Source organism: Coprococcus sp. RTP21281st1_F1_RTP21281_210402, from assembly GCF_040915325.1.
GTDB classification, from domain to species: Bacteria; Bacillota; Clostridia; order Lachnospirales; family Lachnospiraceae; genus Coprococcus; species Coprococcus aceti.
In genome coordinates this window covers 48,027-59,993 of record NZ_JBCPDQ010000010.1, presented here as the reverse complement: position 1 = coordinate 59,993, position 11,967 = coordinate 48,027, and the positions used below count along the sequence as shown (strand labels likewise).

The 11,967-nt window shown below is 44.4% G+C and carries 12 protein-coding genes; 3 read left to right on the top strand and 9 right to left on the bottom strand.

The features are described from left to right. The first annotated feature begins 24 nt into the window (after positions 1-24). The 3 genes from AB5150_RS13165 (at position 25) to AB5150_RS13155 (ending at position 3,602) form a co-directional block, all read left to right on the top strand. Entirely contained in the window at positions 25-1,206 is a 1,182-nt protein-coding gene (locus AB5150_RS13165) for an ATP-binding protein (protein WP_278319649.1), read from the top strand. A 118-nt stretch (positions 1,207-1,324) separates the two neighbouring features. Beyond that, positions 1,325-2,458 (top strand): alanine racemase, encoded by a 1,134-nt coding sequence (alr, locus tag AB5150_RS13160; protein ID WP_055146092.1) that lies wholly within the window; start codon positions 1,325-1,327, stop codon positions 2,456-2,458. Positions 2,459-2,489: 31 nt separating this feature from the next. Continuing rightward, the gene (locus tag AB5150_RS13155) at positions 2,490-3,602 is read left to right on the top strand and encodes a DUF6688 family protein (RefSeq protein WP_015534364.1); all 1,113 of its coding nucleotides are present in this window, start codon (positions 2,490-2,492) and stop codon (positions 3,600-3,602) included. 167 nt (positions 3,603-3,769) lie between these two features. On the opposite strand, the gene rsmI is transcribed toward AB5150_RS13155, so the two are convergent. The 9 genes from rsmI to mraW all read right to left on the bottom strand — a co-directional run. Continuing rightward, complete coding sequence (gene rsmI, locus AB5150_RS13150) at positions 3,770-4,609, bottom strand: 16S rRNA (cytidine(1402)-2'-O)-methyltransferase (RefSeq protein ID WP_015534367.1); 840 nt, start codon at positions 4,607-4,609, stop codon at positions 3,770-3,772. Between the two features lie 78 nt (positions 4,610-4,687). After that, complete coding sequence (locus tag AB5150_RS13145; RefSeq protein WP_368292018.1) at positions 4,688-5,608, bottom strand: tRNA1(Val) (adenine(37)-N6)-methyltransferase; 921 nt, start codon at positions 5,606-5,608, stop codon at positions 4,688-4,690. Beyond that, positions 5,583-6,491 carry a stage 0 sporulation family protein gene (locus AB5150_RS13140; protein WP_015534368.1) on the bottom strand — a complete coding sequence of 303 codons (909 nt, stop codon included), beginning with the start codon at positions 6,489-6,491 and terminating at the stop codon, positions 5,583-5,585. Before AB5150_RS13140 ends, AB5150_RS13145 begins: the two co-directional genes overlap by 26 nt. Next, the gene (locus AB5150_RS13135) at positions 6,491-7,483 is read right to left on the bottom strand and encodes an ATP-binding protein (RefSeq protein WP_015534369.1); all 993 of its coding nucleotides are present in this window, start codon (positions 7,481-7,483) and stop codon (positions 6,491-6,493) included. Before AB5150_RS13135 ends, AB5150_RS13140 begins: the two co-directional genes overlap by 1 nt. Positions 7,484-7,552: 69 nt before the next feature. Beyond that, a complete protein-coding gene (tmk, locus tag AB5150_RS13130) occupies positions 7,553-8,176 on the bottom strand; it encodes a dTMP kinase (protein WP_055146089.1) in 624 nt (207 codons plus the stop codon). A gap of 94 nt (positions 8,177-8,270) precedes the next feature. Next, a complete protein-coding gene (locus tag AB5150_RS13125) occupies positions 8,271-9,917 on the bottom strand; it encodes an aminotransferase class I/II-fold pyridoxal phosphate-dependent enzyme (protein ID WP_368292017.1) in 1,647 nt (548 codons plus the stop codon). A gap of 159 nt (positions 9,918-10,076) precedes the next feature. Then, entirely contained in the window at positions 10,077-11,105 is a 1,029-nt protein-coding gene (locus AB5150_RS13120; protein ID WP_022217435.1) for an aldo/keto reductase, read from the bottom strand. Between the two features lie 207 nt (positions 11,106-11,312). Continuing rightward, a complete protein-coding gene (locus tag AB5150_RS13115; protein ID WP_158565907.1) occupies positions 11,313-11,468 on the bottom strand; it encodes a hypothetical protein in 156 nt (51 codons plus the stop codon). A gap of 63 nt (positions 11,469-11,531) precedes the next feature. Next, a partial coding sequence (mraW, locus tag AB5150_RS13110; RefSeq protein WP_368292016.1) for a 16S rRNA (cytosine(1402)-N(4))-methyltransferase occupies positions 11,532-11,967 on the bottom strand: 436 nt, incomplete at its 5' end.

The following is an 11,967-nucleotide window of genomic DNA, read 5'->3' as shown; positions in this document are numbered from 1 at the left end:
GTCAACTTCATTGATCAACCGGATATGGTATCTTATCTAAATGCAGAAATGAGTGCAGAAGAATTTCTGGTTAAACTGAAAATGATCATGCCCGAAGATTGTAAGGAGCACGAAACGGTTGTTTTTTTTGATGAAATTCAAAAATGCCCAGAAATAGTAACAAAAATAAAATTTCTGGTAGACGAGGGCAGTTATAAATATGTCATGAGCGGCTCACTATTGGGTGTGGAACTTAAAGGAATTGCATCTGCCCCAGTCGGGTATCTGACAGTTTTAAGAATGTATCCCATGGATTTTGAAGAATTTATGGTGGCAAATAATGTCTCAGCAACAACCTTGAATATGTTAGAGGATAAATTTAAAACAGCCAGCCCGGTTGATGAATTTATACACAAAAAGCTTCTGTCAATGTTCTTTGTGTATCTTATTGTCGGTGGAATGCCGGATGCTGTCAAAGCTTATATAAATACCAAAGATATTCGGGAAGTCGATAAAGTTCAACGGGATATTACAACTCTTTACAAGGAAGATTTTTCACAATATGAGCTTGAAGACAAAAAGTTAAAGGTGAAATCTATATATGAGATTATTCCGGCTGAGCTGAACAAGCAAAATAAGAAGTTTGTATTTACCATGTTGGATAAAGAATTGAAATTTAATCGATATGAAAACAGCTTCTTATGGTTAAAAGATGCAGGCGTGGCGTTGCCTGTTTACAATGTAGATGCGCCGGTAATCCCACTTCTGGCGAGCAAGAGCAGTAATGTGTTCAGACTTTTCTCGAGTGACATCGGTCTGCTGACCAGCGCTTATCCGGCAGAAACTAAAGTTGAGCTGATAAATAAAAACGGAGAGGTCAACAATGGTGCTCATTTTGAAAATGCAGTCGCACAGCAATTGGTTGCCAATGGTTTCGAACCTTATTTCTGTAAAAAGCAGAAAATCGGAGAGATGGATTTCGCAATAGAAATGAATGGTCAGGTTGTTCCAATTGAAGTTAAATCGGGAAAGGCTTATAAATCGCACAAAGCGTTGGATAATTTTATGAAAGTTCCGGATTATCATCTTGAAAAAGCATATGTTTTATCAATTGGAAACGTGGAGACAGATGGTGCTATAACATATCTTCCAATCTATATGTGCTATTTATTAAGAGAGCAAAAACTGGAACAGATGATCATAGAGTTAGATACAACGGGGTTGTAAAATATATATTCTGCGTGGCTTTTGACAACATCATAACACACATGTTGACTCATTCAACAAATAAAAATATAATTACATGGTTACTATAATTTGACAGTTGTAAAACAGGAGAATGACTATGAATAACAGACCATTTGCAGGAAGAACTGCAGCAGTTATAGATCTGGCAAAGCTCAGGAGCAATATTGCCAACATAAAATCAAGACTGAAACCGGGTGTTGAATTTATCGCTGTCATGAAGGGCGATGGATACCGCCACGGTATTGCAGGACTTTACCCGACACTCAAGGAATGTGGCATAGACAGCTACGCCGTTGCCATCTGGGAAGAGGGAAAGATGCTCAGGGACGCGGGGGCCACAGAGTCTATCCTTATCCTCGGCGATACAGCAGATGACATGCTGGATGAGGCCGCAAAGTACGACCTTGATCTCACTGTCTTTTCAATGGAGGGTGCTGAGAACATGGCTGCCGCTGCAAGAAGAGCCGGCAAGAAACAGAATGTCCAGATAAAGCTGAACACCGGTATGAACCGAATAGGATTCCCGGTATGTCAGGAATCATTTGACACTATAAAGAAGATCTGCGAGATGGATGACCTGAACGTAACAGGTATATTTACACATTTTGCAAGGGCAGACGAGGGCGACCACACAAGCGCCAGAAAGCAGCTTGACCTATACCTCCACGCCGTAAATGAACTTGAGAAAATGGGGGTTGTCATACCAAAGCACCACGTAGCCAACAGCCCTGCCATACTGATGTTGCCTGAGGCACAGCTCGACGCAGTCAGATGCGGTGATATCCTCTATGGTCTCACTCCTTCTGATGATTTTGACTGGAAGAATTCAGGACTTCAGGAGATCCTCAGCTGGTACACATACGTTGCCATGGTGAAGGAGGTTCCTGCCGGTTCAGAAATCGGCTACGGCGGAACATTTGTCACCAAAAGGCCTACAAAGATCGCCACTCTGCCTGTCGGATTTGCCGACGGCTACAGCCGCTATCTGTCCAACAAGGGCAAGGTCATCATAAACGGCCATGAAGCGCCGATCATCGGACGCGTATGTATGGATCAGTGCATGGCAGACATTACAGACATCCCGGATGTAAAGCGCGGCGACACCGTGACTCTTCTCGGCGAGGGCATGTCCATCGAAGACATGGCAAATATGCTTGACACGAATGTGGATGTGATCGTGTGCAACATATCGGTAAGGGTTCCGAGGGTGTATATAAATGGGGATATCTGATCGGCAGTATTGGGGAAAGGGAGATTTGTAAATGTTTCATTTGAACGACATATTAATATTTTTATTTTTCGGTATAGTCGCATTTGTTATACCCGGAACTTTAACAGTCTGGAATATTTACAATTGTTTTTCTGCCAAACCAAAAAAGGAAAAGCTTATCTCAACCGTAACCGTTCTGGTTGGCGGCCTGTTATATCTGATGCTGTTTGCGATAACGTATGATACAGCCGGCGACTGGTATGAACAGGTTAATACTATGCAATTTCACTATGTGATTTCTTCCGGGTATTGGGGAATTTCCTGGGTTGCTTTATTAGGATTTGCTGCATATTTTGTGTTGTTATACATAAATGCAGACCGACTGCCGCCATTAGTATCCGCGGCTGCAATTTCCTTTATTATCCTGCTTAATATATTGCAGATTACGTTTGCTGTTCAGTTATCTAAAAATATCAATAATCCCTTAGAATTGTCATTTTATGTTTATCATTTCAACATATTGCTGTTATCTGCAAGAGCAATTCAGAGGCATATGCTGCAACAGGTAGAAATCTTTAAAAACAGAGCAGCAGCACAGGATAACAATATACGTTTCAAGAAATTTTACGATATCATTAACAGCTTATCCAGGTACACCTTTGTAATTTTTGTTGCACTGTTTCTGGTTGTGGCAATTATCGAGATTATATTTGTCCTAATTGGTCAGGGACTGGATGCTCCGATTAAGGCATTTACAGATACTGCAGATTGGACATTTTCAAAGCAGACACCACCACCGCCATCAGATTACGAAGGACATTATCTTTGTACGGTAGCCGCCGGTGGGCACAAAAAAGTTGTGAAACCGCTTAGATTTGGAAGCAGGAGAGGTGCAACGATCATTGTAAACAGGCAATTATGTATTGCCAACGCATTTGAAGAAGTGATTCAGATAAAATTTCCAAGTTTTCACAGGATGGTTCGCCACATATATGATACATACGGCTATCCACTGTCGAAACTCATAACAAATCCTCTTAGAGCAGATGTTGTTTATATTATAATGAAACCATTGGAATGGATATTTTTATTATTCTTATATCTGGTTGATGTCAGACCGGAACAGAGAATAAGAAACCAGTATGTTTTACAATTCAAAAGATAAGGTGTGAATATGGGGAGTGTTATTTCCATCATGTCTATTATTATCTCCATCATTTATTGATAAAATGATGGAGATAAATCTGAAATGAAGGAGATTTTTAAGCAAGAAGTGTCAGGTACAGATAAACTTTTGTTTATCCGCACCTGACACCAATCTACCTCCGTTTTCTATTTCATCACCGCATTATACACATCCCTCTTAGGGACTCCGCGGTCTACAGCTGCCTGCTTGATCGCATCCTTCTTGGACATACCCTGATCAACGTACATCTGGACATGTTCCTCCACGGACATAGCCTCGAACGAGTTCTTCTTCTCCTCCTCAAGTTTCTTCACATCAAGCCCCTCTATCACGATAACGAATTCTCCTCTTGGATCTTCCTCCTCGTAGCGGGCTATCGCCTGTGAAAGCATCATTGGTTCTATCGTCTCATGTTTCTTGGTGATCTCTCTGGCAAGTGTTATATGCCTGTCACCGAGAGCCTCCATGAGTTCCGCCAAAGTCTTCTTCAGCTTGTGTGGAGCCTCATACATCACCATAGTCCTCGTCTCTCGCTTCATCTCCTCAAGCACTCTTGTTCTATCCTTCTTGTCATACGGCAGAAACGCCTCAAATGCAAATCTTCTGGTCGAAAGTCCTGAGCTGATGAGCGCCGATATACATGCACACGCCCCCGGCACCGGTGTAACCTCAAGCCCTGCGGCAAGAGCCTGTCTCACAAGCTCCTCCCCGGGATCAGATATACCCGGAGTTCCGGCATCAGTGATAACTGCAACGCTTTGTCCCTGCTGCATCTTCTCAACGAGAACCTTCGCCTTGTCGTATTTATTGTATTCATGATAACTCGTCATGGGAGTCTTGATCTCGAAATGATTGAGCAGCTTGATACTGTTCCTCGTATCCTCCGCCGCTATCACATCCACCTCGGAAAGAACCCTGACGGCTCTATATGTCATATCCTCAAGATTTCCTATGGGTGTTGCCACCAGATATAATTTGCCTGCCATATATAAACCTCACTATCTGTAATATGTACATTAGGGTGTTTACAACATTTTTCACTTTCATGCTGCAGCCGTTGCCTGTTACCGCTTTGCACTGCCTTCATACGTCGCCAGCAGCTGCTCCGTATACACTCCCGGAGCCTTGTAGACTATCATAGGCGGATCGATCTTGATCATGGAATTGCCACCCTTCACAGCCTCAACTATCACCATGTTCGGCTCCTTATCTATGTATGGGTGTACGAGCTGCATCCTCTTCGGCTCAAGCCTGTGCTCATGCAGACATTCAAATATCTCAGCAAGCCTGAACGGCTTGTGTATCATATAGAAGCTTCCGCCGGGTTTAAGGGCATACTCTGCCGCCGCCACCACCTGATTCAATGTCACATGTACCTCATGTCTCGCTATGTTCTTAGGTGCATCCGGATTCTCCAGACCGTGACTGCCCTTTATGTATGGCGGATTTGAGGTCACTATGTCAAAGGAGGCCTTCTTGTAGTTACAAGAGACCTCCTTTATATCTCCGTTATCTATTCGCACTAAACCGTCAAGCCCATTGAGGCTCACGCTCCTTGCCGCCATGTCCGCACATGCAGGCTGAAGCTCTATGCCTATAAACCGTGCTCCATCTGCCATTTTACCGCTAGGCTGCTGATTCACCCCTGCATCCGAATTAGTAACTCCATCTACGGCAATACAATCATGTGAGGATCTATAATCATCGGCATTCAAACTAGCAAGTCTCTCCTCTCTGGTAAGAGCTTCATCCCCATACTCCTTTGCAGCAAGAAGTATAGGTATGATACCTGTTCCCGTTCCGAGATCCAGATATCTGCCACCGCGCTTAAATCTCACATAGTTTGCCAGCAGCACAGCATCCATCCCAAAGCAGAACATTCCGCTGTTCTGTATGATCTGATAACCCTTGCACTGCAGGTCATCTATCCTCTCACAGGATTTAATAACCACTTCCGGTCTAATCGTCAAATTTGGACTTTCCACCCTTGTCCTCCAATGCCTCAAGTGCCTTGTACTCCTCAGCGCTGAGTCTCTCTGAATTCTTTCTTCTCTTAGGCTTGAACTTGAGTTCAGCCACAGGATACTCCATAACTTCCTTGTTGTCATCCTTGTCTGTCACCACGATCTTAACCTTCTGCCGGAGAACGTTCACTGACATGACCTCGCCCTTGTTGCCATCTATGGTCCTAACGAAATCTCCTACATTCGGAAGCTTCTCATTCAGATACTCGTAAGTGTCCTGCTCATGCTTCAGACAGCACATAAGTCTTCCGCACACACCGGATATCTTAGTAGGATTCAGTGACAGGTTCTGCTCCTTTGCCATCTTGATTGATACTGGAACAAACTCCGACAAATGCTTGTTACAGCAGAGCTCCCTTCCACATATGCCGATTCCGCCAACCATCTTGGTCTCATCGCGGACACCAATCTGTCTGAGCTCTATTCTTGTCTTGAACACAGATGCCAGATCCTTTACCAGCTCTCGGAAATCGATTCTCCTGTCTGCTGTGAAGTAGAACAGCACCTTATTGTTGTCAAATGTATACTCAGCCTCGATGAGCTTCATGTCCAGCTTATGCTTTGCGATCTTCTCAAGACATATGCCAAATGCTCTCTTGCTCTTCTTCTTGTTATCCTCGTATCTTCTGGTGTCATCCTCTGTGGCAATTCTTATGATCGGCTTGAGTGACGCCGTTATCTTGCCCTCTTCTACCTCTCGTCTTCCCAGAACCACTTTACCGTACTCCACACCCCTTGCGGTCTCGACAATGACAAAACTGCCGGCCTCGACCTCAAAGTTCTGTGGATCAAAATAATATATCTTACCGTTTGGTCTGAAACGAACTCCTATAATCTCTTTCATTAACAATTCTCCTTCATGGTTAGGAGCATAAGCTCCATGACAATGTCAAAGCTGACATTCGCCTCAAGTCTGACCTTGGCCTTGTCCATAGACTTGAGTACCTTTTCTATACCCTCATAGCTGATGTGTGAGGACTGCTTTCTTATATCAGAATAATACTCCTTGAACATCAACCGGCCCGGGTTATTGGACACCTTGAGCATAAGAATGTCCCTGTACCACATCATCATCAGATCGATGTAGTCACTTACCTTGAGCTTGTACAGCTCCATATTCTTAATGGCAAATATCATGTCATCAACCGACATATCACTTATATGTCTCATGAACTTCACCACATTTTCCTTGATCTCCTTGTACTCATCACTAGTTGCAAGCCTGATGGCCTTTCCCAGATTGCCCTGGGCAAAATCCATACAGAAGTCAGCCTTCTGCTTGTCCAGCTTGAGCTCGTTCATGAGATAATCAAGTATATCATGTTCTCTGACAGGCTTCACATTCAGCACTATACATCTGGACTGTATAGTCTGAAGCATCTTATCAAGATTGTTGGTGAGCAGTATGATTATTGCATAGGACGGAGCTTCCTCGATCGTCTTTAACAAAGCGTTCTGTGCATTCACATTCAGAAGCTGTGCATCCTCTATAACATATATCTTATATCTGCTGCTATAAGGCTTTATATCAATATCAGAATTCACCTGATCACGTATCTCTTCAACCGAGATCACATTTGGCTTGTCGTGGGTCACCCACACGATATCAGGCTGATTTCCCGTCTCACACTGAAGACATGACTTACAATGATTACATGGCTCTGTACCGCCCTCCTCACACTGGAGAGTCTTGACCAACGCCCTGGTAAGGGTCTTTTTTCCACTTCCTGTCTCGCCATTGATGATGTAGCCCTGGGATATCTTACCCAGCTCAATGCTGCTCTTGAAGTGGCGTATTATGTCCTCATGTCCGATTATGTCTGTGAAATCTATCATATATACCAACCCCCTTACAATTAATTGTTTCTGTATTTCTATTCTGACCTTCTCCAAAATCAAAATATATTAAAGATTAAGTTTCTTCTCTACATACCCTACTATTATACCATGAATCTCATCAATAGGTAAAGTAGCGTCTATCTTCACTATTCTCTCAGTGTGCATATCCGCAAGCATGCGGTACCCATCCACGACCTTCTGATGGAACTCCATTTTTTCATTCTCCATTCTGTCAAGTTCAGCCTGGTTCTTCTTTCTGGATATTCCCTCCTGGGCGTCAAGATCCATGAGGAATGTCATATCCGGCATGATTCCCTGAAGTGCAAATTCATTTACCTTATACACCGTGTCAACTCCGAGTCCTCTTCCGATTCCCTGATACACAGCGGATGAGTCCACAAATCTGTCTGCAATCACCGCCTGACCGGCATCCAGTGCAGGCTTGATATTCTCTTTCACAAGCTGGGCTCTCGCCGAAGCATACAGAAGCAGCTCAGTCATATATCCCATCTCTGTAAAATCCTTGTTCAATATAACCTCGCGGATCGCCTCACTTATGGGATTTCCCCCCGGATCTCTGGTTATCAGCACGTCATAGCCTTTCTTCTCCAGATATTCCTTAAGCAGCTCCCTCTGTGTGGTCTTGCCCGCTCCGTCCGGGCCCTCTATAGTTATAAATATTCCTTTCATATCCTAACCCTGCCATATGCTGTTCCTGCACATGTACACCTTTCATATTTATATTGTGATTCTTATCAAACCTTCCAGATCATAATGCTACATATCATTCTCCGCACAGCACTTTGATATAACCGTCATTGACTCCTGCCACATTAAGTCCGCTGTCTATCATGGACTTTATTCCGTTCACCGCCTGCCGGTCAACGACCTCTCCCGGCGCCAGCACAGGTATTCCCGGCGGATATGCATATACAAATGCCCCCGACACCTTTCCAGCCGCACCCTCAATCGGCACGCTCTCCACTGGTCTGTCCCACGCGGTTCCCGGCGGCATAGCTGACCTTCTGCCGGATATGATATCCAGCTCCTGCCGGTCTGTTTTATCCGGCTCATAGCCAAGGTTCCCGTCTATCTCAGCCACAGCATTAAATAGTATATCATAACTGTCTGCACTGTCCACAACAGATGATATACAAATGACATAACTCACCGATGCCATCTCAACAATCAACCCATACCTGTCCGCCAGAATTTCAGCAAGCATAACCCCTGTAAATTTCTGTCCCGACTCGTCTACAGTTCCCGGTCTCACGACAAATACCAGCCTGCCCTCATCACGGTCGAACACTTTACACGCATTACAGATCTCATCATTTTTCACTGAGGAAGCATCAGGTCTGAACAGCCGTATATTTCTGAGCCCATCACATTTCCCGGCAAATGCCTCAAGCCTCCGCCCATACCTGGCAAATTCATCTCTGTTATTTGCGCCAAATGCAACTGCCTTCTCCATGCTCTGCATAAATATATATGAAGGCGAAGATGTCTGGAATATCTGCAGATATCTTCTAACCCTCTCATCAAGCTCAGGATTCATCACATGAAGAAGTGATGTCTGTGTGAGTGCCGGCATGGTCTTGTGCAGGCTCTCGATGACAATATCCGCGCCCTGCTGCATGGCGGTCTCATGTCCTTCCATGAAGTTCAGATGTGCTCCCTGTGCCTCGTCCACAATGAGATATATTCCATACCTGTGTACTATCCCGGCTATGGTCCTTATATCAGATATGACACCCTCATATGTCGGCGATGTGATTATCACCGCTCTTGGCTTTCTGCCATCTGCTACCAATTCCTTAAGAGCAAGCTCCAGCTTATCCGGCGATATGTCACCCAGTATGTCTGTCCTCTCTGACATTTCACGATCATCTTCATCGCCTGGAGCCATCATTTGCGATATTTCGCAGTCATCTTCTCCATCATCTGACATTCCATTCGATATTGCTCCGACTTCATTCTGACCCACACCGTCAGGCCAGCTCATACTCACATAATCCGGCACTATATACTCGGGCTCAAGCTCCAACATACAGATAGCGTTGTACACCGCCTTGTGGCAGTTTCTTGCCGCAAGTATCACGTCTCCTCTGTGACAGGTGGCGTGTATAGCTGTCATAAGTCCGGATGTGGAACCGTTCACCAGCATATATGTTGCAAATGTTCCATACACCTTCTTCATCTCGGCAATACTATCCGCTATGAACATCTCCGGCTCATGCATGTCGTCAAGATCTTTAGCCTCAGTGAAATCATGTGCATACACCCCGTTCCAGAAGTTTTCCCGGGATTTTGAAATGTTATCAACATTTTGGACGGCTTCTATCGGCTGTCTCTTGTGCCCAGGCATGTGCCACGGGTATGTACCCTTCTCTATATATTTTTCAAGTGCTTCATTTATATATTCCTTCACCAGTTTTTCTCCGTAACATAGATTCTGTGTGATATAATACCATACTTTTATGTATTTGTAACAGCACAGACTTCTCCCAACGTCTGCACAGATATAAAAAACAGGAGAAGCTCTATCCGGCTTCTCCTGCGAGGGGGTATAAAAAAAGTTTTGCCTATTTTATGATCTTTCAAATGCTGCAACGGCATCCTCGATCTTCTGTAATTCGTCATCGGTCATGACTGTATGTGCCTGCTTTTCAACAGCCTTGAGATTGCTGATGATCTGCTCAGGCTTTGAAGCACCGATCAGCACTGTTGTGACCTCCGGCTTGTTCAGCAGCCATGCGATGGCAAGCTCTGATAGCTTCATATCATATCCGGCTGCGATCTCATTTAACTGGTTGAGGAGAGGTCTAGTTTCAAGCACCTGATCCTCATGAAGGAATCTTCCGTCCTTCACTGCCCTGCTGTCCGCCGGCATATCCTTCAGATATCTGTCTGTCAGCATTCCCTGTGCCAGAGGCGAGAAGCATATGAGTCCCTTGCCTGATGCGTATGTCTGCTTCAGAAGCCCATTGTTCTCGACAGATCTGTCCAGTATGCTGTATCTGTTCTGATTTATCACAAATGGCACATGAAGCTCATCAAGTATGCGCTCCGCCTTTGCCATGGTAGGTCCGTCATAGTTGGAGAGTCCGACATAAAGTGCCTTTCCACTCTTCACTATCTGCGCCAATGCTCCCATGGTCTCCTCGAGTGGAGTGTTCGGATCCATTCTGTGATGATAGAATATATCCACATATGGGATGCCAAGTCTTTTAAGGCTCTGGTCAAGACTTGCTATGAGATATTTTCTGCTGCCCCAGTTGCCGTAAGGGCCTTCCCACATATCGAATCCGGCCTTAGTGCTGATTATCAGCTCATCCCTGTACGCACCCAGTTCCTCTCTGAGTATCTTTCCAAAGTTCTCCTCTGCACTTCCATACACCGGGCCATAGTTGTTTGCTATATCAAAATGTGTTATTCCGTTGTCAAATGCGGTAAAGCACATCTTCTTCATATTCTCGTAATCGTCATTTGTTCCAAAGTTGTGCCAGAGTCCAAGTGCCAGAGGCGGCATCATAAGACCGCTCTTGCCGCAATGTCTGTAAAATCCTGTTCCCTCAACATTCTTATATCTATTCTCTGCTGCCTTATAATCTCCCATATTGATACCTCTCTTAAAATTATCCTTACGATGTTTTCTTTTTATATATGCAAGTTATCACTACATTTTGAAGTATATCATACCGATTACATCAAAAAAATATGAATATTTTTGTATTATATATGAAAATTTTATTATGATTTCTATAAATGTTCTGCCTAAATTATCCTGGACATTTTTACTATCCTCTATATGCCTGTTACGCATTTACTGGGAGCTTATCTCCACCGAAAAAAGATCATACCGATTCTCATAGAGCATTTCCTCTGCCTGTATGCCATCACAGGCGCAGCTCACATTCATCTCACTTGCCTCAACTCCTATGAAATAGTCAGCCACAATACATCTGAAACATATGTCCAAAAGGCGACATCCCCTGTCATCATATTAACATGATATACAGACGATGTCGCCTTTCTGTGTCCTTTATTCTGCTTTTACAGCCCATCTCATCTTCGTCGATCTTGCCCTCGGATTGCGGGCGCACTCCTCCGCTGACGGTCTGATGACATCCTTGCTGACTTCGCTGTAAACACCAGCCTTCGCTCCCGCCTTGAACGCTCTCTTTACCAGTCTGTCCTCACCTGAATGGAATGTCAGTATCGCCACTTTTCCACCAGGTCTGAGCGCATCCGGCAGCTTGTCAAGGAAATCATACAAAACCTCAAACTCACTGTTCACATCTATTCGCAGAGCCTGAAAACACCTCTGACAGGATTTCTTTACAGCCTCTTTTCTGTCCTTCTCCGGCACAAATGCCAATGCCTCCTCGATGGCATCCTTCATCTGCGTGGTGGTCTCCACATAATTCTTAGTTCGGTTTCTCTTCATGATGACCGTGGCGATCTCCTCCGCATAAGGC

What these genes read in the sequence shown, in the direction of transcription:
- AB5150_RS13165 (WP_278319649.1), top strand. Translation starts at nt 25, where the DNA reads ATGGTATCTTATCTAAATGCAGAAATGAGTGCAGAAGAATTTCTGGTT.
- alr (WP_055146092.1), top strand. Translation starts at nt 1,325, where the DNA reads ATGAATAACAGACCATTTGCAGGAAGAACTGCAGCAGTTATAGATCTG.
- AB5150_RS13155 (WP_015534364.1), top strand. Translation starts at nt 2,490, where the DNA reads ATGTTTCATTTGAACGACATATTAATATTTTTATTTTTCGGTATAGTC.
- rsmI (WP_015534367.1), bottom strand. Translation starts at nt 4,609, where the DNA reads ATGGCAGGCAAATTATATCTGGTGGCAACACCCATAGGAAATCTTGAG.
- AB5150_RS13140 (WP_015534368.1), bottom strand. Translation starts at nt 6,491, where the DNA reads ATGAAAGAGATTATAGGAGTTCGTTTCAGACCAAACGGTAAGATATAT.
- AB5150_RS13135 (WP_015534369.1), bottom strand. Translation starts at nt 7,483, where the DNA reads ATGATAGATTTCACAGACATAATCGGACATGAGGACATAATACGCCAC.
- tmk (WP_055146089.1), bottom strand. Translation starts at nt 8,176, where the DNA reads ATGAAAGGAATATTTATAACTATAGAGGGCCCGGACGGAGCGGGCAAG.
- AB5150_RS13120 (WP_022217435.1), bottom strand. Translation starts at nt 11,105, where the DNA reads ATGGGAGATTATAAGGCAGCAGAGAATAGATATAAGAATGTTGAGGGA.